We start from the raw sequence: 23,986 nt of genomic DNA, 5'->3' as shown, positions 1-23,986 counted from the left end.
AGAATAATGAAAATAGGAGTAGAATTCCTCATGGAACCAACACTTAAGGGAGTTTGTAGAGTACTGAAAAATCCCGGAGCACGGGGTTATTTTCTAGCATTTATTAAATGTGAATACTAATAAGTCCTTGTGAGTTATAGAGCATCTAGTTAAAAGAGGAGAGAAATCATGGAAACCGTATTAGTACGAGAGTATCGGGCGGATTTGCTGGAATGTGTCCATAGTGGGCATATTGCCATCGTAGGAGAGAACGGAAATTTAAAGGGGTATGCAGGTGATCCGGAATTTGTATCGTTCACCCGTTCAGCTGCTAAACCCCTTCAGGCTATTCCAGGCGTACGTGGGGGGATTGTGGAGCATTACGGCTTTACACCCGCAGAGGTTGCCCTGATGACCGCCTCTCATCGGGGAGAGAGCTACCATGTAGCTGCGCTAGAGAGCATATCCTCCAAGATTGGCATCGATGAGCAACAAATGATCTGTGCAACGAGTTACCCACTGGATTATTCCAGCAGGGAGAACGCCATTCGTGGTGCGGGCAAAAGAAAGTTCTATCATAACTGTGCGGGCAAGCACATGGGTATCTTATCTTACAGTAAGCTCAAAGGTTTGCCGCTTGAAGAATACTCACAGCCGGAGCAAACGGTGCAGCGTGAGATTATCTCCACCATTGCTTATATGGCCGGTGTGGCCCCAGACAGTATCGGTTTAGGTACGGACGGATGCGGGCTGCCGGTGTTTGCTCTGCCTCTGACCGCCTTGGCGACGGCCTATTTGAAATTAGCCAATCCGGATTTGATTGCAGATGAAGCTACTCGCAAAGCGGTTACTACTATTACAACGGCAATGAATGCTTATCCGGAGATGGTTTCTGGATCTGGTCGCCTTGATTCTATTCTTTTGGAAGATGATAATATTATTGCTAAGGGTGGATTTAAGGGTGTGTATTGCTTCGGCTTACGCCGTGAGCGACTGGGGATTGCCTTCAAGATTCTGGATGGGTCGGAAGAAGAGTGGGGACTTATTGTACAGGGAATTTTAAATCAAATTGGTTATAGTCAGAAAAATACCTTGGAAAAGCTGCGCAATGCATTTTCAGGCGTGATTTACAATGACGGGGGTACACGAGTAGGCCATGCGGATACCGAGTTCAAGCTTAATTTCATAAAGTAGGATCATATAAAAAGAGCCCTTCGACTACGAATCCATCTTCTGGATACGCAGCGAAGGGCTTTTTTCTACGAGAAGCGGTGGTCATCTTTAAAGGACGGCAACATCGGTTCTTCTTGTAATAGGGAGAACTATTATTTATGACGTAGCCGGCCGAGTTCGGAGACGAGTGCTTCCACCTGAGAAATACTCAGTCTGTCACTGCCCATGGCTACCTCATAAACATCATAGATATCTTCATAATGATCTACTGAAAAAGCGGAGGCTTGCATCGCCGCGGCACTGGCCATTTTTAATTTGTTCTTGATAGCCTCGATCATATACTCAACATTTTCCTGACTAGGCTTTGTTAAATCCATTAGGTTAAAACATCCTCTCTGTATACTGATTCATGTATTTTACCATGTTTGGCAGCTTGACCACCATTTTTTTGTCGGGTTCACTGAAATCATGTTAAATTAAAGGCATGAGATCAAAAATATCATCGAAGGGAGGAAATGTATTGGCAATCAGAGAACAGGGAAGCGGAAAACGCATTAAAATGGACGATGCTGGATTAGTGTCCTTTTTCATGGAAATAGCTGCTCTGCATTCCGCCGAGGAAGTCACGTTCCTGTGCATTGGAACAGATCGGTCTACAGGAGATGCACTCGGTCCGCTGACGGGCAGCAAACTTGTGGAACATGGCTTCCGACATGTAATCGGTACGTTGCCGTCTCCTTGCGATGCAGATAACTTGGTGGCCAGAGTGGCTGAGATTCCCTCCGGGCATATTGTAGTTGCGGTAGATGCTTGTCTGGGTCCTCCGATCGCGCTTGGATATTACTTCGTTTCGAGTGAGCCACTACAGCCTGCACAATCGGTGGGGGCAAATCTTCCAGCCGTAGGTCACTATAGTTTGGCGGCCGTTGTAGATATGAATGGCCCGAAACCCTATAGAACGTTGCAGACCACTCCACTGCATAGAGTGATGGTTATGGCAGAACATATCGCTATAGCGGCAGCAAAAGGATTCGGACTCCAGTAGTACCCATTGGGCACTTAAAAATAAGTTGTCCGTTTCAAGGCGGGCTGTTTTGCTTAATAATAGATATTAGACACATTATCTTAGTATTCTAGAAAGAGGGAAGCAGCCATGGAAAGAGTTCGTTGTGACGGAAGCAATATATGCTACAGTGATCAGGGGAAAGGCGAAGTTATTGTATTGCTGCATGGCTTTTGTGGAAGCGCTGAATATTGGGAACAAGTCATTCCTGTCTTAAGCAGCGGCTACCGAGTGATTGCTCCCGATTTACGTGGTCACGGAGCTTCGGAAGCTCCATTAGGACCTTATAGTATTGAACAAATGGCAGATGATGTTCTGGGTCTGTTAGATTCGCTGGAGATTGCTGAATGCATCATGCTTGGTCATTCGCTTGGCGGATATATTACGCTATCGTTTGCTCAGCGTTATGCTTCTCGATTGAAAGGCTTTGGATTAATTCATTCTACTGCTTATCCAGATAGTGAAGAAGCTAAGGAAAAACGACTGAAGAGTGTCAGCGCGATTCAAAATGAAGGGATTACTCCTTTCGTAGACAGCTTCGTACCAGGATTGTTTGCTGAAGCAACCGCTTCTGCATCTCCACAGCTGCTGGAGCGCGCTAAAGAAATCGGCTACAAAACGCCTCCACAAGGAGCGGCAGGAGCTGCACTGGCGATGCGTGAGCGTCCAGATCGACGGGATGTAATTACGGCCACTACGTTGCCGGTATTGCTTGTTGCTGGCGAGCAGGATGGATTGATTCCTGCTGAACGAACCTTTACTGCGGATAAACCGAATATAACGCAAGCAACGATATCGGGTGCAGGCCACATGAGTCTTTTTGAAGCTCCTGAACGATTAGCCGAGATCATAAAGGATTTTGTTCAGGCTTCCGTTTTAGACAATAGCCGCGTATAAAAAATCATCTACAAAGAGGCAGCACGGCGCCATTATGGCGTGTGCTGCCTCTTTTTTTAAGGGCTATCTAATGATCTGGTATTCTCCTTAACTGGCATAGAATTCGGCAATGGTTTAAGATAAATCAATAGAATAACTTAAGTGCTCTGAGTCCTGAATTTTTTGCTACCACAGTACGGAAAAGGAGGAATTGCATGTTTCGAAGAGACTATATTGTCCGGATGATCGAAGATATGACGGCGATGGTTGCCAAGGTATTTTCTCTGAAGCAGGAACGGAAGACGACAGAAGCTTTATGGGAAATCGATGAGCTGTTGAACCGGCATTTTCCGCTGAATTCACGTCTTTTAAATTCACTATCTGTAGAAGATATCATAGATATGTTTCGTTTTGGCGGTGTGGTTGAGTCCGATAAGCTTCAAGGTCTGGCCAAACTGCTGAAGGAAGAAGGCAGCATTTATGCGGCAAATGGCGATAAGGATGCAGCATTATTTAGAAGTATGAGAGCTTTACATTTATATTTGTACGCGGATCTTCATGGAGCAGACAGGGAGCTGCTGCATATGACTCAGGAAATTGATGAACTCTTGCAGGATGTGCAGGCCTATCGTCTCCCGTCTAAAACGGAGCGGCTACTGTTGGAGTATATGGAGTCGGTAGGACGATATAGTAAAGCGGAGGACAGCCTCTACCGGCTGTGGGAGCAAGGAGAAGATGTTGTAATAGAAGGGGATAAGCTGTACAATCGGCTGCTGCTCAAATCATCTGCAGAATTGGAACAAGGTGCCCTTCCTCTGGAGGAAGTAGAGCAGGGGTTAAAAGAGTGGGGCAGGGTAACAGCGATACGAAAGGAAGCAGGAAGCTGATGAATACGATGAATATCCCTTTATATATTATCGATGCTTTTGCAGAACAGGCTTATTCAGGCAATCCTGCGGCGGTATGTTTACTGGAGCATCCTGTCGATGAAGGTTATATGCAGAAGACAGCGGCGGAAATGAACTTGTCAGAGACAGCTTTTCTCTGGCCAGAGGAAGATGGATACCGCTTGCGATGGTTTACACCTAAAGTTGAGGTCAAGCTATGTGGGCATGGGACTCTAGCAAGTGCGCATGTACTATGGGAGAGCGGATTGCTAGCGCCTGACATGGAAGCAAGGTTCTATACACGCAGTGGGTTGCTCAGAGCTTCTCGTTCAGGAGATTTGATCTCACTGTACTTCCCGCCTTATCAGCTTCAACCCTCTCCTGTAATTTCAGGTCTCGCAGCAGCACTTGGTATTGCAGAAGCCAATGTGGTGGAAACTATGCGATATGCTGACAATGTACTTGTACGACTGGATCAGGAAGCCCGGGTTCGCGAACTCAGCCCTGACTTCGGAGCTTTATCCGGGCTTGAAGGGAGAGGTTTCGCGGTTACCGCAGAAAGCTCTATCGAAGGTATTGATTGTATATCACGTTTTTTTGCGCCGAAGGTAGGAGTGAATGAGGATCCGGTAACAGGCTCAGCGCATACTGCATTGGCACCTTTTTGGGCGGATAGACTCAATCGTACGCAGTTGACCGCTTATCAAGCTTCGAAACGTGGAGGTTTGCTTCAGTTAGAGGTAAGTAAAGACGAGATTAAGATGTCTGGGCGAGCATTAACTATAGTTAGTGGAGAGCTGCATGTTAAGCCCTGCTAGAACAAGGAACGCCCCTTGTTAACACGTGATATAATGAACGATGATGGTTAGGAGACATAGATTCTCCATTTTTAATCCCGAAAGTGAGATGTGCGTTGTGGAATCTTTAACAGCTCTAATTGAACAACTAATTAATGACCGTACTTTGATTACGGCTACCCTAAGTCAAGTACGTTATAAAGGCGAAAATTGTACCAAAGTGCAGGTTAAACCTGTTGAACTAAAGGGGAAGCTGCATTATCAGTTTGCGTCCTATATTGGTACAAAGGTAGAACATCGCAACGTACCCGCAGAGTTAGCGGCGGAAGAAATATCTCTTTTATTTAGAGAAACTTATCGGCAAGGTTTGTTGTGTACAGTAGAAGCCGATTATCAGGTGCTTATTAGTAAGAAATTCAAAGTATCAATCCTAACCAAGTCTCCAAGTAAAAAGGAAGAGCCGGATCTAGCTCACAACCGTCGCAAACGTTATGTGCTGGAGGATGGAGAGCCTGTGCCATTTCTGGTGGAGCTTGGAATCATGAATAAAGAAGGCAAAGTGCTGGCCAAAAGATATGATAAGTTTCGGCAGATCAATCGTTTTCTGGAGATGGTAGAGGACGTGCTTGCCGATCTGCCAACAGGCCGACCGTTGACGATTGTGGATTTTGGCTGTGGAAAATCATATTTGACCTTTGCGCTGTATCACTATCTGACCGTTCGCAAGAAGCGGGAGCTTAATATCATTGGGTTAGATTTAAAAGCAGATGTGATTGAGCATTGTAACGAACTTGCTGCCAAAATCGGTTATGATCACTTGAAGTTCTTCGTGGGTGACATTGCCGAGTATAATGAGCTGGAGCAGGTGGACATGGTGATCACACTTCATGCTTGCGACACAGCTACCGATGCTGCCCTTGAAAAAGCAGTACGTTGGGGAGCGTCTGTTATTTTGTCCGTGCCCTGCTGCCAGCATGAATTATTCGCACAAATCGAAAATGAAGTAATGAGCCCTATGCTCTCGCATGGCATATTGAAAGAGCGTTTTTCCGCCTTGGCTACAGACGCCATTCGCGCCAAATTGCTCGACATGATGGGTTATAGCAGCCAGCTGCTGGAATTCATCGATCTGGAGAATACACCGAAGAACATTTTGATTCGTGCCGTTAAGAGCTCAGCCGGGGACAACTCCGTCAAATGGCGCGAATACACCGCATTCCGCGATTTTCTGGGAGCAAAACCCTACCTCGAACGCGTATGCGCGGATCTGCTTCCTACTGAGAGTTCGGTAGAAGGGTAGAGGATATTAAGGTAGAAAGCGTAGGATGTTGCAGTGAGTGCGATCTAATGGCGAGTTGGTTTAGTTGTACTTTGTGCAATTAAATATGCTCTGAAGCTGCATTTTAGTGATTTAGTTGCACTTTGTACACTTAAAAATGAACAATACTCCACATATGGCGGGATTCTCGAAAAACAGTTGCACAAAGTACAATTAAAGTGGAAGTAAGCGGCGAGAGCACGGGAATAGCTGCACTTTTTACAATTATATAGCTTTTTTGATGAGAATTCGGATAGTGCAACTAGTGTGATCTAATGGTTAGGATGTTGCAGTGAGTGCGATCTAAAGGTTAGGACGGTACGGCTAGTGCGGTCTAATGGTGAGTTGATTTAGTTGTACTTTGTGCAACTGGATATGCTCTGAAGCTGCGTTTTAGTGATTTAGTTGCACTTTGTACACTTAAAAACGAACAATACTCCACATATGGCGGGATTCTCGAAAAACAGTTGCACAAAGTACAATTAAAGTGGAAGTAAGCAGCGAAAGCACGGGATTAGTTGCACTTTTTACAACTATATAGCTTTTTTGGATGGGAATTCAGATAGTACAGCTAGTGCGATCTAATGGTTAGGATGGTGCAGTGAGTGCGATCCAATGGTGAGGACGGTACGGCTAGTGTGATCTAATGGCGAGTTGGTTTAGTTGTACTTTGTGCAACTAAATATGCTCTGAAGCTGCATTTTAGTGATTTAGTTGCACTTTGTACACTTAAAAATGAACAATACTCCACATATGGCGGGATTCTCGAAAAACAGTTGCACAAAGTACAATTAAAGTGGAAGTAAGCAGCGAGAGCACGGGAATAGCTGCACTTTTTACAATTATATAGCTTTTTATGGGAATTAGGGCGGTACGGCTCCTTTGTGGAGAGGTATCGTCTTTTTGCGTTCTAGTCTTGTATAAGTGAAATGTGGAAAGGATAGAGATAAATTAACGAATACAGGGGTATCTAAATGTGGCGTTTTAAAAAAGACCGGAGTCTGGAATCATTAACCGCATATATTTGTGGAGCCTTAGTGATAGCGGCTGGGGTGGGTGCTTGTTTGTTGCGGGGATTTTTTTTTACTGAGGAGATGTATCCCTTTCTAACCTTATGGTTTGTGCTGTGTTGTGCGTGCTCGCTTTATTATCTTGTTGGGGTTGGCGCATGCAGAAAAAGTGGGGGAGGAGTAGGTGCAGATGCAGTAAGAGGTATTACGGGAGTCAATGGAGTTAGTGAAGTTAGTGAAGTTAGTGGAGAAAATAAAGCGTTAAGAATATTATTAAGCGTCCCTTTAATTATTCTATCGCTTTATGTGATTCATTGGTTGCGCGGGCCGCTTTCCTCCCAGGGAACTATGAATGAAATGCTGCGGTGGGGCTTGTATGCTAGCTTTGCATTATTGGTTTGTTTTTGGGCGGTGAACCGGGTGGGGCGGCGGATTGTAAATGTAACTTGGTCTATGGCGGGTATGTTTTTGAGCATGAGCGCTTTGTTGGCTGTTTGTGGAGTGGTAAAGTTGCCTTTCGCTGTGGCCTACAGCAATTCATCGGAAGTGAGCGCCACAGGGGTTAGGTTAGCAGGATTGATGGAATATCCGAATGCTTTTGGTGCTGTGATGGCTGTTTTTCTGCTGGAACGGCTATTTGCTGTTGCTGTTTATTACGGGGAGCCAAAAAAGAGCGTGAATATGTTGGGAGCAAGAAGTGTTGGGCTGGGGATGGAGTGCGCAGAAGCAGAACGGAGGAGCAAAGGGGCAGGAGGCGTGGAAGCGGAGCAGGGAAAAGCGGGAAGCACGACCGCCGCGCTGCTGCGCTTGCTGCCGCTGTTCCCGTACACCGCCGCGCTGCTCCTCAGCGAGTCGCGCGGCGCATGGCTGACGGCGGCTTGCGCCTGCGCCGCCGTCTTGCTCTGGAAGCGGCAGCTAATCGCGCCGCTTCTTGCTGCTGGCGCCGCGCCCGTGGCCGCCGCGGCGCTACTCTACCGCCAACTGGCCCGTGCCGGGTTGGCGGTAGAGCCTGTGCCCGGCCTGCTGTTGCTGGCCGGGCTTTGGGCCGGCGCGCTGCTAGCCGGCCTGTGGCTGTGCCGCCGCCAGCGCAGCGCGGCGGGCACTGCCCGAGCCGCCATGCTGGCATTGGCGGCGGCGGGTTGGACGGCGGCGGGGATCGCCGTCCTCCTGCACGTGCGCGAGCGGATTACCGGACCGTCATCGACGGTATCCGCACGCGGGCTGTTCTACCGCGACGCCTGGCGGCTAGCGGCAGAGGCACCTTGGCTGGGACGTGGGGGTGAGACTTGGCGGCATGCCTACCTTGCCGCCCAATCTCGCCCTTATGTAGGCAGCCAGGTGCATAATGGATACCTTGACATCCTGTTGAACTTAGGATTCGTTGGTCTTGCAGCCATACTCCTTATGCTGTTGGCAGCAGGCTGGCTGCTGGCTACTAAATCGCCGCGGTTGCTGCCGCCATTTCTGGTCATCGTCTTACACAGCGTCGTCGATTTTGACTGGAGCTACGGATTATTTTGGCTGCTGCTATTCTGGCTGCCAGCGCTTGCTCTGGCTGAGGATAAGCAGAAACATCAATCTGCGCTAACCCACCCTCAGTCTGAGACCAAGCTGCCAATTCAATCCACATCTACGAACCCGCTCACCAATGTCACTACACCAGCGAATCCGCTAATTGCTCAATCCACATTTACGAACCCACTCACCAATGTCACTACACCTGCAAATCCGCTAAACGCTCAATCCACATCTACGAACTGGCTCACCAATGTCACTATACCTGCGAATCCGCTAATCACTCATAACCCGCTCACCAATGTCACTACACCTGCGAATCCACCAATCGCTAACTCCACATCTACGAACCCGCTTACCAATGTCCCTACACCAGCGAATCCGCTAATCGCTAACTCCACACCCAAGAAACAGCCCCAAATCCGCCTTCGCCGACTAATCGGAACTGCGGCATGTTGTTATTCACTTATGCTGGGGATGCTATCTTTTCACGCCGCTCAAGGAGAGAAGTTCTTTCGACAAGCGATTATGTCGGTGAATCCTTCGGTGAAGGTAGAGCTGCTACAGCAATCGCTGGGGTGGAATCCCCGGTCACCTCGAACGGCTATAGCATTATCTAGGCTGCTCTCGGGTGAACAGAGCGTGAGTCTGCTTCGGCAGAGTTTGTTGTATTCTCCCGAGAATGCCAGCTTAAGCTGGGAGCTGGCTGAACGATGGATGAGCAGTGACCATCCGGGGGCAGCGTTATATTGGATAGGCCAGAGCCTTAGGCTGGATAAGTACAACAATGCCAAGTGGGTGAAGGCGATTGAAGGGATGCTTCTTATGGGGCAAAAAAAGCTTGCAGAAGGAAATCGAAAGGAAGGCCTAGTCTGCGTCGCCTCTGGGAATGAACTGCTTCTGGAATATAGAAAGTTGGCAGAAGAGGAGGCTAATAAAGGAGGGAAACATAATGACCGTGAGTTCCAAATGACAGAACAAGCCGACGACTTGAGTCGACGGCTTAGTATGTTGGCTTTACGATTTTAGCGGACGTGAAATCATCCAGGAGTAGAGAATGGGCACGATAATTGCAAGTACGAGTGCCGTAATAATAAGAAGCTGAGACAAGGCTCCGCTCAAAAAGGCTCCTGCAAAAATAAGTAGGCCACCGATCATCCACATTATCCCGGATAGGCGATGTGTTTTTCGCCATACCTCAGGGTTGGCGAGCGTCCAGGCTGTACGAACCCCAAACAAGTAATTATCTTTTACCTGTGGCATGTAGTTGCCAAGAGCAATAAACATTATTCCAACAGCTCCTATGGCGATCTTCCCAACGTTTATATCTTTACCTAGACCGTAAGCAATCGATAGCACCAGCATTAGATTAAAAAGCATCCCAATAGTAAGTCTGCTCATGGCATAGGCATTTTCGAATTTTTTGTAATTGTCCCGCTTAGGGTCGATGCTGCGTGTGAACTGCATGATCAGCGGGAGCACAATGCCTAAGATTCCGAACACAAAAATAGCTATATTTTTGTCCCAGTATCTGTTGACCTTACCCGTAATTCCAAATTGTGCCGGTAACTCCTGCGGAAGCTTGCTGTAATTGATCAGAGCGTAGGCTAATGTAGCTAAACCTAATATTACGATGAGGGTATCCTGCCATCTCCATTTGAAATCTTTCATCATTAATCCGCCTCCTTTTTGGAATCGATATCCTGACGTTGCTGCTTTCCGTCCAGTGATTTACTCTCCGTCTCCGTTTGCTTACCTGTCCCAGTGAGCTCCAATAACCAACCGAGAACCTCTTCGAGGACTGTTGTGTTTAGCGAGTACATAATAAATTGTCCTTTTCGCTCATCCTGTACAAGATCGGCATGCTTCAGCGCATTCAGATGGTGAGAAATGCTTGGCTTAGACATGTTGAAAAAATCTGCGATTTCACCTGCGGTTCGATCTTTCTCCCTTAGTAACCGAATGATTTGGCGACGGGTAGGGTCAGCTAGTGCTTTGAAGGATTCATTCATATTCCACCCTGCCTTTCGATATTTAAATAATTATCTAAATATATAATAACTCTTTGTTTTAATAGCTGTCAATGCAGTATTCACTTAGCAATAGCGTGTGTAAAAGTGTCACCGAATCTTTAAAATTAAGGACCGTTCAAAGCCTCCTCCTGTTCATACTAACGAAGGGCATGCATTCCTTGATGCACCGAACATACGATGCAGAGGAGCGGATATATGATACTAACCAATAAAGTCGCAGTTGTTACGGGTGCAGGATCGGGGATCGGAGAAGCGATTGCTCTGCTTTTTGCCCGACAGGGTGCTAAAGTGATTGCTGCGGACATCCATCTGGCGAATGTAGAAGCGGTAGCCAAAAAGGCGGAAAAGGGTGAGGGACACGGAGTCGTCTACCCCGTAAAGGCTGATGTCTCGAAGGAAGAGGACACACAGCGAATGATTGATGCCGCAACCACACAGTTCGGAGGCCTTCATATCCTTGTTAATAATGCCGGAATTATGGATAAAATGACGCCAGCGCACGAGATCACTGATGACTTATGGGAGCAGGTGCTTGCGGTCAACGTAACCGGTCCGATGAGAGCCATTCGTAAGGTTTTGCCGATTTTCATGGCGCAGGAAAGCGGATGTATCATCAATGTAGCCTCTATTGGCGGCTTAGCGGGCTCGCGTGCGGGAGTGGCTTATACTTCCTCTAAGCATGCTGTAATCGGGATGACCAAAAATATAGGATTTCAATACACTAAGCTTGGAATTCGCTGTAATGCCATAGCACCGGGCGGGGTAAAGACAAATATTGATCTGTCTGATCCAAGTCCTTTTGGGAGTCAAAAAGCGGGCGAAGGTATGGAGTCGATGCCACGGACAGGGGAGAGCAGTGAGATTGCTTCGGTAGCTTTATTTTTAGCTTCAGATGCTGCAAGCTTTTTGAATGGATCGGTGATAACGGCGGATGCCGGCTGGATGGCTTATTGATTGAGCGCAGATAAAAAGGTGTTCATTTTCCCTTTATTGGTGGAATTTGTTCACCTTTTTTGTTTATGCCTATTACTCAAACTCTTTTTAAGTATGGATTGGAAGATGGAAGCTGCTTGCCGCGTAAGTAGAAGTGATAAGGTTGCTTGTGCTAGAATAGGCTAAGAGAAACTGGAAAATATAGCAGAGCGGCAAAGCTTTTAAAAATATAAGAAAGTATAAGATTAGTATCTATGCTTTTATGTTCTTATATTTCACTCGCTTAAACGCTTAGTGTCTTATAAAGATGCCAAAGGCGATTAGCTTGATACATGTAGCCATATTCTGCGGAAAAGGGAGGAGGAGCACGTTTGCATTTTATTTCTGATCTGATCTCGACATTATTTGAATGGATTCAGAGTCTTGGTTATTTTGGGATTATGATCGGACTGATGATTGAAGTTATTCCTAGTGAAATTGTATTGGCTTTCGGTGGTTTCTTGGTATGGAGTGGAGATATTAATTTTTTCGGCGCAGTATTGTTTGGTACGATAGGCGGAGTGATTGCCCAGATCTTTGTATATTGGATTGGCCGTTATGGGGGCAGGCCTGTACTGGAGAAATACGGGAAATATATTCTTATCCAAAAAAAGCATATTGATCATTCGGAAGAGTGGTTCAATAAATATGGGACAGGCGTAATCTTTACGGCACGCTTTATTCCCGTTGTTCGCCATGCCATTTCCGTTCCAGCGGGGATTTCTCGTATGCCTTTAGGTAAGTTCACTTTATTGACTACACTTGCTGTTATTCCATGGAGTGCTTTGTTCGTATATCTCGGTATGACATTGGGGAATAAGTGGGAAGATATTGACGAGGTAGCAGCTAAGTATACCAACGAAATTATTCTCGTAGCGTTAGCACTAATCATCATTTATTTTGTGTATAAGTGGTTTAAATCCAAGAAGAGGGGGACTGCAAAATGAAACCGAATGTAGCTCATAAATTTGGAAAAGGTCTTACACCGCGCCAATTTGTAGAAAGCATGACGAAGAACCAGCAGGCTTTTGAATCCTGGTATGAGAAGTTTTCTTGGGAAGATGAGAGTGACAAGGAATTTTTTGAAAGCCTGAACCATCGTGATGATTTGCGGGTACTTATCCTTGCCGCTGATTGGTGTGGAGATGTAGTTCGTAATGTCCCTGCGGTATTCCGTATTTTGGAGACTGCCGGAATGAAGACAGAGGTATTCATTTTGGAGGAGAACCAGGAGCTTATGGATGAATTTTTGACCATGGGCGGAAGATCTGTTCCGATTGTGATCTTTGCAGATACCGGCGGATATGTGCTTGGACATTGGGGCCCTCGTCCAGAGCATGTGCAGAGCCTAATGAGAGAGTTCAAACGTGAGAATCCTGATCGCGAGGCCGCTGATTACGACAGCAAAATCGCAGAAGTACGTAAGGCTATGGGGCAAGCTTATGGGGAAGGAACGGAATCACAGGCAGTTATCGCAAAAGAGCTGCGAAGTCTGATTTCCGGATTCTAGACCAATGCTAAATATACGTTCGTTTAATTTAGGTCCGCTTCAGACCAATGCCTACTTGCTGACAGGTGCGGATCCAACGAAGGGTATCATTATTGATCCCGGTATGAATCCTGCGGCATTAGTGCGGAGTATTGAAGGGATGGAGATCGAGGCTATTTTGCTGACCCATGCGCACTTTGACCATATGGGCGGCGTAGACGAAATTCGTAAAGCTAAGAAATGCCCTGTTTATTTACATCCACTAGAGAGTGAATGGCTCAGCAGCCCTAAGCTGAATGGTTCATTGATGTGGCCTGATGTTTCACCTCCTTTGACTACAGATCCTGCAGAATATGATCTGGCAGAAGGACAAGTTCTGCAATTCATCGGACATACCTTCCGCGTGTACCATACACCTGGGCACTCTCCGGGCAGTGTCAGCTTCCTCTGCGGGAATGATTTATTCTCTGGAGATGTGCTGTTTAAGATGGGAGTTGGGCGCACCGATTTGCCTGGTGGCAGGGAACGTGATTTGTTCGATTCTATTCGTGGCAAGCTGTACAAAATGGATGATGAAGTGAAGGTTTATCCAGGTCACGGCTCCCGAACAACCATCGGTTTTGAAAAAGTTCGTAACCCTTATATCCCTCAATAAACAATCATTCTAGTAGAACTGACAAGAATCGAGGAATTTTTGATAGACAAAGGGATACAAAAGGACTACAATATTGTTAATTAAATGTAACATTAACCTCGCGAAGCACGCAGACTGCGGAATTAATCCCGGTTTGCGTTCTTTTTTTGTCTACATATAGGTTTAAAAGCATGGGGGGAAATAGATTGGAGAAGAATATATATTACCCGTTGGATTACGGATGGTATGACTCCAAGGAGAAATGGACTAGTTTTTGCAGCAGTAAATGCCGATGTTTTTCAGAATGTTCTGGAAAGGGCGGTTTTTGTACTTCCATCGAACGCAGGGACATACAATCTGAGAATAAGGATGGGAGAATACCAGTGAATTCAGGAGGCGAGCCTAGAAGAACGCCTCTTTTTTGGCATTTCCCTGCTGAAGCAGGATTGCTTCAGCCATGGCGGCGTAAGCTCTGGGAGCTCAAAAAATAAAATTAAAGCGCATTGAACGAATCACTATACATAATCGTATTACAAATAAGAACGAAATCCTGAATGGAGGGGCAGATGAGCGATCAGGCGCTGGAGAAAATCAGACGGGCACAGCAGGGAGATACTTCAGCACTGTCTTCACTGCTGCGAGAACATTATACTTTTCTGTTCAAATATCTACTCAAAGTGACTATGGATCCGTTGCTGGCAGAGGATCTTGTACAGGACACGATGGTCAGATGTATGGAAAAAATCAATACCTATAACGGTTCTTCTTCGTTCTCCTCTTGGTTAATTACGATAGCCACCAGAATATTTATCGATCGAAAGCGGCGCTGGAAACGTGAGGCAGAATGGAAGAAACGGGAACAGCAGGCGCAGGGCACCCGTTCGATTCGTTGGCGGTTTGAGAGCAGGGGGGAAGAATGGAGTGAAGTACTTGATTCCATTTCCAAGCTACCCTCTGCTCAGAGGGTAGCTGTGCTGCTGAAGCATTATTATGGCTATAGCTATGAAGAAATCGGTGTGATCATGCAAATTCCTTCTGGCACGGTCAAATCGCGTGTGTCCCTTGGTCTTAACCAATTGCGAAAGGAGCTGAATGAGGATGGAGAAGGATAAGGAGCCAGAACTGTATTTGCACAAGCTTACTGAAGAGCTTGAACGTTTGGATGCGCAATATGATGACATCACCCCACCTTCGTTACAGGAACTGGAGTGGTTAATGGCTGATGCAGCTGTGCAGAGAAAGAGAAGGGAACGCAAAGAACTACTGTTATTCTGGGGGGTCTCATTGATCCTGATCTGCGCATTTTTATCCATTCTCACTTCTGCGCCAATGATCTATTGGATTATTCAGGCGATCATTCCTATTGTAGGACTGGGTGGCTTAGGGATCGCCAGGATCAGAAGAAATAGAGAAGGTGTACAAGAATGAATGAGCTGCAGGATGTGCCTCTTTGGTTGTGGTTTGGCATAGCAGTAGCGTTAATGCTGCAGGGGACCTTACTGTTCCGGGACGCAAGACGGCGAGGGAAAAAAGCTTGGTTCTGGGGATTATGGGCGATTACTACAGTTCCGTCACCCGCATTAGTCTACTTACTTGTTGTTATTCTTCCTGATCGACGTAGACGGAAGAAGCAGTTGTGAAGCTTTAGTAAAAAGCTCGTTCCTTTCATCTTATTACAAGGAGTGGTACTTCATGGAAGAGGTAAAATGGGGTTTAATCATGCCGTTAATTATTCTGCAGGCTTTGCTTGCTATTATTGGTCTGATATCTCTGGCCAAAGCGGATAACGTTCGTGGTCCAAAATGGATGTGGATTATTATCATTATTTGCGGAAATATATTAGGCAGCGTAGCTTATTTCACAATAGGAAGGAAAGATGTCTGATGTCACTCCTTCAAGTTAAGAATTTGCGCAAAAGCTATGGGGCGCATATTTCCGTAAATGATATAAGCTTTGAAATTGAGAAAGAACGGTGCGTCGCTTTACTGGGGCCTAACGGTGCTGGGAAAACGACCACACTTCGTATGCTGGCAGGGCTGCTAGAACCCACCTCTGGAATGATTTCATTTGAGGGGAGCCGTCCTGGAGCCGAATATCGCAGAGGATTAGGATATGTGCCACAGTCCCCAGCTTTTTATGGTTGGATGACTGGACATGAATATGTTGTTTTCGCTGCAAAGCTTAGTGGAATGGGAACTAAAGACGCAACCAGCAGGGCATTGGAATCGCTCGAGCGTGTAGGGCTTAAAGGTGATGCTCGTCGCCGGATTGGTGGATACTCCGGTGGGATGAAGCAGCGGCTGGGTCTGGCTCAGGCGCTTGTGCACCGGCCTCGTCTGCTGTTGCTTGATGAGCCTGTATCTGCACTTGATCCGATTGGCCGCAGAGAAGTAATGGGACTGCTGCGGGAGATACGTGAAGAGACAACTGTAGTTTTTTCTACACATGTGCTGCATGATGCAGAAGAAATTTGCGATGATATTATTTTAATGAATCAGGGCTTGATTGCTGAGAAGGGGTCTTTATCACAGCTGCGTACACAATACAGCCTTCCTGTTATTCGTTTACGTACAGAGAAGCAAGAAAAAGCTATTCAGTGGCTGGAGTCTCTTGCTGCCAAACCGTTTGTACTAGAGACTCAGTTGTTCGGAGATCAGGCAATTTTTAATGTGAACGATGTAGACATGGCCCGATGGACGATTCTGCAAGAAGCGGCGCAGCTCGAAATTCCATTACTGCAATTTGAAGCGGGTTCTTCCACGTTAGAGGATTTATTTATGAAGGTGGTGGGAGTATGAGAAGCGCCTGGGTCCTTTATCGCAAAGAAATGCTCGAAATGGCTCGCAGTTATAAGTTAATCTGGATACCTGTCGTTTTTATCCTATTAGGTATTATGCAGCCGTTAACTACTTATTATTTGCCGGAAATATTAAAAGCTTCAGGTGATGTTCCCCCAGGTCTGCTAGAGGGGTATGAAATACCGAGTGCCGCAGCTGTGATGGCGCAATCTCTGGGACAGTACGGAACGATCGGAATGTTAGTATTGGCGCTTGGCGCGATGAATGTTTTAGCCGGTGAGCGCTATAGCGGAACTATGGAATTAATTCTGGTAAGGCCGGTTTCTCCAGCCGCAATAGTGTTCGCTAAATGGGCAGCGCAGCTGACCCTGTTGATCGTTGCTCTAGGATTAGGTGCAGCGGGCGCAGCTTACTACACGGAGCAGTTGATTGGTTCACTATCTTGGGGAGATGTCATCGCAGCTTCTGGAGTATATGGATTGTGGCTGTTATGTGCTGTCTCAGCTACGTTGTTGTTTAGTGGATTTTTAAAATCTCCAGTTGCCGCCTTTTTAGCATTGGCGCTAATGGCAGGATTATCATTAGGCCAAAGCTTATTACCTTCATGGTTTGAATGGGCACCTGCGGGTCTTTCCGGGTTATCGGCTGGAATTCTTATGGCTGGAGAAGGCTTCAGGGTTGGACCCTATCTTTCAGCAGCTATTTTGATCTTGATTTGTTTAGTGGGTGCTGCACTTTTGACAAGGAAGAATAACTTACCCGCTTGAACCATAAGTTATATTTTTATTAAATATAGTATATTTTCATAGAATTTGTAGGATCGGCCAGCCTTCAACTAGACAGTTCTATCTTTTTTTAGTAGACTGTTGAAACAAGCAAAATCTTGAAAGATTTTGGGGTTAGGAGGTAGGGCGATGCTGCGTTTAGGAGAGAAGATTGTCATTGTTGCGGACGCTTTCGAGCAGAGTCTTCCTATCGGGGAATACGGCTACCTAATTGCTTACGACCGCAATCCCGATAATGCGTTTGACTATGTTATTCGTGTACCAGAGGCTAATAGGAACTTTTATGTTCCGGCTGAGGACATTGAGGCGGAAGAACATTTATTAGTAGCTGAGGCTGAGAGAGCAACGCATGAAGCGTTGATTGATTATGCTTTGTCCACGTACAATGAGAAGCTGTTCCATCATTTGATGAACGGTGAAGATATGGATATAGAAGAGACGGAATCAACGTCAAGCGAAAGCATGTCCCAAGCGGATTTCATCAAACAAGTGAATCTTCGAGCTTGGATTTAAGGAAGGCCGGCGCAAGCCGGCTTTTTTGTTTTGTCATACCGCTACTAAATGCTGTGAAATCACTGACTGTCAAAACCCTTCTCTATGAATATACTAACGAAACGTTCCTTTAAAATGTGTAGGAATCCCCTTCACTTTGATAAAGGAGCGTTTGTTTTACAGCCCATCATTGAATTGTCCAAGCTTCTACAATATAATTAAAAACGTTATCCGGGCGCTTTAGCCCTTTAAACAGGAGGGATTTTTCTTATGAGCATTACCGTTAAAGATGTGCAGCATGTGGCCAAGCTGGCTCGTCTGCAGCTGAGCCCGGAAGAAGAGGCAACCTTTACAGAACAAATGAATGCTATTTTACAATATGCCGAGAAATTAAATGAGCTAGATACGGAGAATGTAAAGCCGACCACGCATGTGCTGCAAGTCAGCAATGTAATGCGGGAGGATGTTGTGAAGGATAGCCTTACGCAAGAGGAAGCACTTCTTAACGCTCCAGATGATGAAGACGGACATTTCAAGGTTCCAGCTGTTTTGGAATAACTACATAATTAGAAAGGGGGAAGAATCTTGAGCCTGTTTCAAAATCGATTGCCTGAAGTACACCGCATGTTAACTGCTAAAGAGGTATCGGTCAGTGAACTGACTGAAGAATCGCTGGCGATTATCGCTGAGCGGGATAAGAACGTAAATGCATTTTTGACCTTGAATGAGGAGGGCGCTCGTAGCACTGCACGCGCTTTGGACGACAAACTGGCATCCGGAGCAGCACGTGGGTTGCTGTTTGGTCTTCCTGCTGGAATCAAGGATAATATTGTAACTAAAGGCCTGCGCACAACTTGTGCCAGCCAATTTTTGAGCGACTTCCAGCCGATTTATAACGCTACTGTAGCTTCTAAACTGCAGCAAGCAGATGCCGTAACGATCGGTAAATTAAATATGGATGAATTCGCAATGGGCGGATCTAATGAGAACTCAAGCTTTGGTCCTGTACGCAATCCTTGGGATTTAGAGCGTGTGCCCGGCGGTTCCAGTGGCGGATCTGCAGCAGCAGTAGCTGCGGGCGAAGTGTTCTTCTCACTAGGTTCGGATACTGGGGGTTCCATCCGCCAGCCAGCTTCCTATTGTGGTGTTGTAGGTCTCAAACCTACTTACGGTCTTGTATCACGTTACGGGCTGGTAGCCTTTGCCTCCTCACTAGATCAGATTGGACCATTAACACGTAATGTAGAGGATTCTGCCTATGTGCTTCAAGCAATTGCTGGTTATGATGCCCAAGACTCTACTTCGGCTAAAGTAGAAATTCCTGATTATTTGAGTTCACTTACTGGTGATGTTTCCGGACTTCGCATTGCTGTTCCTAAGGAATACCTGGGAGCAGGTGTCGATGCTTCTGTGCGTGAGACAGTTTTGTCTGCACTTAAAGTGCTGGAAGGAATGGGTGCTGTCTGGGAGGAAGTTTCATTACCACATACGGAATACGCAGTAGCAGCTTATTATTTGCTGTCCTCTTCGGAAGCTTCATCTAACCTCGCGCGTTTTGACGGTGTGCGTTATGGCGCACGTGTAGATGAAGGCGGAGGATTGCTTGATCTATATCTTAATTCCCGCAGCCGCGGCTTTGGCCCTGAGGTTAAACGTCGTATTATGTTGGGTACTTATGCACTCAGCTCCGGGTATTACGATGCTTACTATTTAAAAGCACAAAAGGTGCGTACTTTGATTAAACAGGACTTTGATGACATCTTTAAAAAATATGATGTGGTCATCGGCCCAACAGCACCAACGACAGCATTCAAATTGGGTTCACAGACTGAAGATCCGCTGACCATGTATCTGAACGATATTCTCACGATTCCTGTAAGCTTGGCGGGTATTCCGGCCGTGAGTGTTCCTTGTGGTTTTGCGGAAGGCATGCCTGTAGGTCTGCAAATTATCGGTAAGGAATTTGACGAGAGCACGATTCTGCGTGTCGCTCATGCTTTTGAACAAAATACAGATCATCACAAGCAGCGTCCACAGCTGTAGTAAAGGAGGGAATGGGATTACTTATGTCTAAATACGAAACGGTCATCGGCTTGGAAGTTCACGTAGAGCTTCATACCAACTCCAAAATCTTTTGCGGATGCTCCACTGAATTTGGAGCCCCACCTAACACTCATACCTGTCCTGTCTGCTTGGGTCACCCCGGCGTATTGCCAGTGCTCAACAAACAAGCGGTAGAATACGCTATGAAAGCAGCGATGGCGCTGAATTGCACCATTGGTGATGTTAGCAAATTCGACCGCAAGAACTATTTTTACCCGGATTCACCAAAAGCTTATCAGATTTCACAATTTGATCAGCCTATCGGCCTGAACGGTTGGATCGACATTGAAGTTAACGGAGAGACCAAACGGATCGGCATTACTCGTCTTCATTTGGAAGAGGATGCAGGTAAGCTTACGCACGTAGATGGCGGTTTTGCCTCGCTTGTCGATTTTAACCGGGTGGGAACACCGCTTATCGAAATCGTATCCGAACCTGATCTGCGCTCCCCTGAGGAAGCTCGTGCTTATCTGGAGAAAATCCGTGCGATTATGCAGTATTGTGATGTATCCGATGTCAAGATGGAAGAAGGATCGATGCGCTGTGACGCGAACATCAGTCTACGCCCAGAAGGACAAGAGGAATTCGGCATTAGAGCAGAGCTTAAGAACATGAACTCCTTCCGCGGTGTATTGCGTGGACTGGAGTATGAACAATATCGTCAGGCTGAGATCCTGGATGATGGTGGAGTTGTTGTGCAGGAGACTCGCCGCTGGGATGAAGCACAAGGGAAAACATTATCGATGCGCGGGAAAGAAGAAGCGCATGATTATCGTTACTTCCCGGACCCGGACTTGATCGTTCTGCATATTGATGATGCTTGGAAAGAATCCATTCGTTCAACGATTCCAGAACTTCCGGATGCTCGGAAAGCACGTTATAGCGGGGAACTGGGCCTGACAGCTTATGATGCAGGCGTCATTACATCCTCTAAATTGTTAGCGGACTTTTTCGAAGGGTGTCTTGCCTATACGCAGGATGCCAAGGCTGTAGCTAACTGGATTATGGGTGACTTGCTTGCCTATTTGAATGGTAATAATCTGGAGTTGTCGCAGGTACAAATTACACCACAAGGGCTAGGCGAGATGATCGGGCTGATTGCAGCCGGAACCATCAGCAGCAAAATCGCTAAAACAGTATTTAAAGAAATGCTAGAGAGCGGTAAACTGCCAGCTGTTATCGTTGAGGAAAAAGGTCTAGTGCAGATCAGCGATGAAGGTGCCATTAAAGGGATAGTGGAAGCAGTCGTAGCCGCCAATCCGCAATCAGTGGAAGATTATAAAGCGGGTAAACAGAAAGCAATCGGCTTCCTGGTCGGACAAGTCATGAAAGAAAGTAAAGGTAAGGCGAATCCGGGTCTTGCTAATAAACTTCTCATCGAGGTATTGAGCAGCTAAACGCTTGTCGTCTGTAAAAGGACGCCAGCGGCGTTTATAATTGGGGTAATATACTTATGTAATAAGCTAAGGGCTTGTCGGCAACGGCAGGCCCTTAGCGGCATATAAGGGGACTGGTTAGGATGAATACAATTAACAAGCTAAATCTGCAGGATGAAAGCACCGTTAATGAATTATGGAGTCTTCAGCATAAGGCCTATAGACTGGAAGCTGAACTAATAGGCTTTCGTGAAATTCCACCTCTGATGGAGACGAGAGAAATGCTCAGCAGCTCTAAAGAGGATTTTTATGGCTGCTTCGATAAAGATGAGGAACTAATGGGTGCTGTTGCTGTAGAGGAAGAATCTCCTGGCAAATTGACGATTACACGAATGATGGTGGGGCCGGACTTTTTTCGTAGAGGTATCGCTAGCCATCTTTTGGAATATGTATTTGAGCATTTTGCAGGGATGGAGCAATTCATTGTGTCGACAGGCAAAAAGAATACACCTGCCGTTTCGTTGTACAGTAAACATGGTTTTCTGCCTACCGGTGTGGAGGAAGTCGCTCCAGGAGTTGAATTGATTGAATTTCATCGGAGTGGTTCTCTTTGAAAAAAGATATTCATAGACAACTATTTACGAAAGGAGGAGTCCAAAATGAAACATGACTCTGCAATGCTCCCAGAGCAGGAAGAACTGCAAGGTTCTGTTGATATAGAGACTAAGGAAAATGAGATACAGAAGAGGATTATTCCTCCGCGTACGAAGCGGCGCCACCGCAAACGTAAATTTATTGCTGGACTGCTGGCAGCACTCATCCCTGGGACGGGGCATTTGTATTTTGGGCTTCTCCGAAAAGGGATCACCTTCATCTTTCTAATTCTTTTGGATATCTCAGCTTTATTGTATTTCTCATCCATCGGGATGCAGATCAATGTTCCACTGCTTATTTTACTTGCGCTCATTATTCCAGTGATCTATTTTTATAACGTGTATGACGTATTGCAATCAGCGGACAGGCTTCTTCGCTTCCCAGAGGATCATGATCTGGCTATTCCTGTGACCAAAGCAAACGAGGCTCCTAAACGTCGTAGTATCGTTAGCGAGCCTGGGATATCCTTTGGACTCTTATTGCTCTTAGGGGGCGCCCTGCTTATTCTGTTCCGGCAGAAACCAACATGGCTCCAGTTCTTTATTGAACATTATGCCGAAATGGCCGTGTCTGTCATTTTAGTATGCGGTGGCTTATTTATAGGAGCTAGAGAAATTGCCAGAGCAGTTGTGCAGCGTAAAGACAATGAACCTCGCAAGCGGCGCGTGGGAAGATATACAGCTTCTGTATTATTGATAGCTATTTCTGTTCCTTTGTTTTTAGATTGGAGAGAGGGAACTGACTATATGCTTCTGCTCTTGAAGTGGTGGCCAGTCATCCCGGTGTTATGGGGGATTGAGTTCCTGCTGATGTTTATCTTCTCTAACCGTTCAGCCAAGGGAACCAGAATCAGATTGGATTTACGTGGACTTTTATCTGCTATATTGCTAGCTGCGAGTGTATTTATTGTTGCAGAGCAAGAACATTATTTATATCTATGGAAAAATGTCAGTCTAAACCTGACGGCAGCAGCAGTGGACTATGGTGAGGCTAAAGGCAGCAAATATCAGAAAGCCCCGCTAATTGTTCCGGTGGAATTAAATACAGCAAAAATATCTATTGATAGTATTAATGGTGATATTTTATTACACCGTGCTCCAGTGGATGATATTCAAATTACAACGACAGTTTGGGTAGATCAGTTGGATGGGCCGATGGCTGAAGCTATATCAGAACAGTCCTTTGTGGACGTTGTTGAAGGGCCCAACATAAAAATCACCTCGAATAGTAAGGCCTATGGAGAATCCGGTAAACGCCAGCCACGCATGGATCTAGACATTTACTTGCCGGAGGATCGCCGCTTTAACCTCGATGTTCGCACTATGAATGGCGGGATCACGTTGCAGAATGTAGAAGCCATTGAAGACATTTCTCTGGAAACGGGGAATGGAGAGCTGATCCTTCATCGTATCTTTGGTAATGTTAAGGGAAAAACACTGAATGGAGCTGTCCGTGCCAGATCTGTTCAAGGCAGCGTTGATTTAACAACGAGCGGAGGCAATATGAATGCTTGGGATGTTACCGGTGCTTTGAAATTATCGACGGCTGTCGGCAATATTAGTGCGATCGGAAATAGCAATGATATCGATATTACTACCAAAAACGGTAATTTAGAGGTGGATGGAGCCAGATCCAAGCTACATGCCGAATCTCTAAATGGTACCATTGATGTTCGCTCTTCTGATGTCGCTGGAGATTGGGACATTTATAGCGCAGTTGGTGACATTCAATTGTATTTACCGATGTTAAGCAACTATACAGTGAATGGTTCCAGTGGATATGGTGATATTACTTCAGATTTGCCTGAACTTACAATTGATAAGAAAAAAGTATCAGGTGAAGTGGGAACCGGCGAGTTCAAGCTTCATGTTGAAGGAAATAGCAATCTAAATGTTAGGAAATATTGAAAAAAGTAATTTTTCTTATATAATAATAAATATAATGTATAGACTTCGTTGACAATATTGAAAAATCGGTCTTACAATCTTAAGAATTATTTCTTTTATTTTTAAATTCAAAAGGCGGTGACAGT

26 protein-coding genes are annotated in these 23,986 nt (G+C 45.9%); 23 read left to right on the top strand and 3 right to left on the bottom strand.

Annotation, left to right across the window (positions count from 1 at the left end; all coding sequences use genetic code 11):
- Positions 1–168 precede the first annotated feature (168 nt).
- Entirely contained in the window at positions 169–1,173 is a 1,005-nt protein-coding gene (locus NST94_RS25850) for an asparaginase (protein ID WP_076185432.1), read from the top strand.
- Positions 1,174–1,304: 131 nt separating this feature from the next.
- On the opposite strand, the gene NST94_RS25845 is transcribed toward NST94_RS25850, so the two are convergent.
- Positions 1,305–1,529, bottom strand: coding sequence for a DUF1128 domain-containing protein (locus tag NST94_RS25845; RefSeq protein ID WP_036680203.1), 225 nt, complete (start codon positions 1,527–1,529; stop codon positions 1,305–1,307).
- A 143-nt stretch (positions 1,530–1,672) separates the two neighbouring features.
- Here NST94_RS25845 and yyaC point away from each other — a divergent pair, with 143 nt between their 5' ends.
- The 6 genes from yyaC (at position 1,673) to NST94_RS25815 (ending at position 9,647) form a co-directional block, all read left to right on the top strand.
- Entirely contained in the window at positions 1,673–2,197 is a 525-nt protein-coding gene (yyaC, locus tag NST94_RS25840; protein ID WP_248549634.1) for a spore protease YyaC, read from the top strand.
- 108 nt (positions 2,198–2,305) lie between these two features.
- A complete protein-coding gene (locus NST94_RS25835) occupies positions 2,306–3,112 on the top strand; it encodes an alpha/beta hydrolase (RefSeq protein WP_076128663.1) in 807 nt (268 codons plus the stop codon).
- A 194-nt stretch (positions 3,113–3,306) separates the two neighbouring features.
- Positions 3,307–3,978: a DUF6483 family protein gene (locus NST94_RS25830; protein WP_248549635.1), complete on the top strand. Its 672-nt coding sequence runs from the start codon at positions 3,307–3,309 to the stop codon at positions 3,976–3,978.
- Positions 3,978–4,796 (top strand): PhzF family phenazine biosynthesis protein, encoded by an 819-nt coding sequence (locus NST94_RS25825; protein WP_254849012.1) that lies wholly within the window; start codon positions 3,978–3,980, stop codon positions 4,794–4,796. The genes NST94_RS25830 and NST94_RS25825 overlap by 1 nt, the downstream gene beginning before the upstream one ends.
- 88 nt (positions 4,797–4,884) lie before the next feature.
- Positions 4,885–6,075, top strand: coding sequence for an SAM-dependent methyltransferase (locus tag NST94_RS25820; RefSeq protein ID WP_076303094.1), 1,191 nt, complete (start codon positions 4,885–4,887; stop codon positions 6,073–6,075).
- 992 nt (positions 6,076–7,067) lie between these two features.
- On the top strand, positions 7,068–9,647 hold the full coding sequence (locus NST94_RS25815) for an O-antigen ligase family protein (protein ID WP_339281422.1): 2,580 nt from the start codon (positions 7,068–7,070) through the stop codon (positions 9,645–9,647).
- On the opposite strand, the gene NST94_RS25810 is transcribed toward NST94_RS25815, so the two are convergent.
- Entirely contained in the window at positions 9,636–10,292 is a 657-nt protein-coding gene (locus tag NST94_RS25810; protein ID WP_076303468.1) for an SdpI family protein, read from the bottom strand. The two genes, NST94_RS25815 and NST94_RS25810, sit on opposite strands and share 12 nt — an antisense overlap.
- Positions 10,292–10,630 (bottom strand): autorepressor SdpR family transcription factor, encoded by a 339-nt coding sequence (locus NST94_RS25805; RefSeq protein WP_051491108.1) that lies wholly within the window; start codon positions 10,628–10,630, stop codon positions 10,292–10,294. The genes NST94_RS25810 and NST94_RS25805 overlap by 1 nt, the downstream gene beginning before the upstream one ends.
- Before the next feature lie 216 nt (positions 10,631–10,846).
- Here NST94_RS25805 and NST94_RS25800 point away from each other — a divergent pair, with 216 nt between their 5' ends.
- The 16 genes from NST94_RS25800 (at position 10,847) to NST94_RS25725 (ending at position 23,861) form a co-directional block, all read left to right on the top strand.
- Complete coding sequence (locus NST94_RS25800) at positions 10,847–11,605, top strand: glucose 1-dehydrogenase (protein WP_248549639.1); 759 nt, start codon at positions 10,847–10,849, stop codon at positions 11,603–11,605.
- Positions 11,606–11,955: 350 nt separating this feature from the next.
- On the top strand, positions 11,956–12,570 hold the full coding sequence (locus NST94_RS25795) for a DedA family protein (RefSeq protein ID WP_036680184.1): 615 nt from the start codon (positions 11,956–11,958) through the stop codon (positions 12,568–12,570).
- Positions 12,567–13,133, top strand: coding sequence for a thioredoxin family protein (locus NST94_RS25790; protein ID WP_076128653.1), 567 nt, complete (start codon positions 12,567–12,569; stop codon positions 13,131–13,133). Before NST94_RS25795 ends, NST94_RS25790 begins: the two co-directional genes overlap by 4 nt.
- A 4-nt stretch (positions 13,134–13,137) precedes the next feature.
- Positions 13,138–13,767 carry an MBL fold metallo-hydrolase gene (locus NST94_RS25785; RefSeq protein WP_076208640.1) on the top strand — a complete coding sequence of 210 codons (630 nt, stop codon included), beginning with the start codon at positions 13,138–13,140 and terminating at the stop codon, positions 13,765–13,767.
- 545 nt (positions 13,768–14,312) lie between these two features.
- Positions 14,313–14,858, top strand: a complete 546-nt coding sequence (gene sigY, locus NST94_RS25780; RefSeq protein ID WP_076179762.1) for an RNA polymerase sigma factor SigY — start codon at positions 14,313–14,315, stop codon at positions 14,856–14,858.
- On the top strand, positions 14,845–15,174 hold the full coding sequence (locus tag NST94_RS25775) for a YxlC family protein (protein ID WP_076136947.1): 330 nt from the start codon (positions 14,845–14,847) through the stop codon (positions 15,172–15,174). Before sigY ends, NST94_RS25775 begins: the two co-directional genes overlap by 14 nt.
- Positions 15,171–15,386, top strand: coding sequence for a hypothetical protein (locus tag NST94_RS25770; protein WP_036680176.1), 216 nt, complete (start codon positions 15,171–15,173; stop codon positions 15,384–15,386). The genes NST94_RS25775 and NST94_RS25770 overlap by 4 nt, the downstream gene beginning before the upstream one ends.
- A gap of 52 nt (positions 15,387–15,438) precedes the next feature.
- The gene (locus NST94_RS25765) at positions 15,439–15,630 is read left to right on the top strand and encodes a PLDc N-terminal domain-containing protein (RefSeq protein ID WP_036680175.1); all 192 of its coding nucleotides are present in this window, start codon (positions 15,439–15,441) and stop codon (positions 15,628–15,630) included.
- On the top strand, positions 15,630–16,544 hold the full coding sequence (locus NST94_RS25760; RefSeq protein ID WP_076128642.1) for an ABC transporter ATP-binding protein: 915 nt from the start codon (positions 15,630–15,632) through the stop codon (positions 16,542–16,544). The genes NST94_RS25765 and NST94_RS25760 overlap by 1 nt, the downstream gene beginning before the upstream one ends.
- The gene (locus tag NST94_RS25755) at positions 16,541–17,311 is read left to right on the top strand and encodes an ABC transporter permease subunit (protein WP_076128640.1); all 771 of its coding nucleotides are present in this window, start codon (positions 16,541–16,543) and stop codon (positions 17,309–17,311) included. Before NST94_RS25760 ends, NST94_RS25755 begins: the two co-directional genes overlap by 4 nt.
- Before the next feature lie 147 nt (positions 17,312–17,458).
- Complete coding sequence (locus NST94_RS25750) at positions 17,459–17,842, top strand: hypothetical protein (protein ID WP_036680170.1); 384 nt, start codon at positions 17,459–17,461, stop codon at positions 17,840–17,842.
- 249 nt (positions 17,843–18,091) lie between these two features.
- A complete protein-coding gene (gatC, locus tag NST94_RS25745; protein ID WP_036680166.1) occupies positions 18,092–18,379 on the top strand; it encodes an Asp-tRNA(Asn)/Glu-tRNA(Gln) amidotransferase subunit GatC in 288 nt (95 codons plus the stop codon).
- Between the two features lie 27 nt (positions 18,380–18,406).
- On the top strand, positions 18,407–19,864 hold the full coding sequence (gene gatA / locus NST94_RS25740) for an Asp-tRNA(Asn)/Glu-tRNA(Gln) amidotransferase subunit GatA (protein WP_076128638.1): 1,458 nt from the start codon (positions 18,407–18,409) through the stop codon (positions 19,862–19,864).
- A 23-nt stretch (positions 19,865–19,887) separates the two neighbouring features.
- Positions 19,888–21,321: an Asp-tRNA(Asn)/Glu-tRNA(Gln) amidotransferase subunit GatB gene (gene gatB / locus NST94_RS25735; RefSeq protein WP_175617363.1), complete on the top strand. Its 1,434-nt coding sequence runs from the start codon at positions 19,888–19,890 to the stop codon at positions 21,319–21,321.
- A 122-nt stretch (positions 21,322–21,443) separates the two neighbouring features.
- Positions 21,444–21,914: a GNAT family N-acetyltransferase gene (locus tag NST94_RS25730; RefSeq protein ID WP_076280551.1), complete on the top strand. Its 471-nt coding sequence runs from the start codon at positions 21,444–21,446 to the stop codon at positions 21,912–21,914.
- Between the two features lie 45 nt (positions 21,915–21,959).
- The gene (locus NST94_RS25725) at positions 21,960–23,861 is read left to right on the top strand and encodes a DUF4097 family beta strand repeat-containing protein (protein WP_280753541.1); all 1,902 of its coding nucleotides are present in this window, start codon (positions 21,960–21,962) and stop codon (positions 23,859–23,861) included.
- Positions 23,862–23,986: the final 125 nt, after the last annotated feature.

Origin of the sequence: Paenibacillus sp. FSL H8-0282, assembly GCF_037963825.1 — a bacterium.
GTDB lineage: Bacteria > Bacillota > Bacilli > Paenibacillales > Paenibacillaceae > Paenibacillus_AQ > Paenibacillus_AQ odorifer.
Note: the sequence above shows the minus strand (reverse complement) of the source record. Positions and strands in the feature narration are given on the sequence as shown.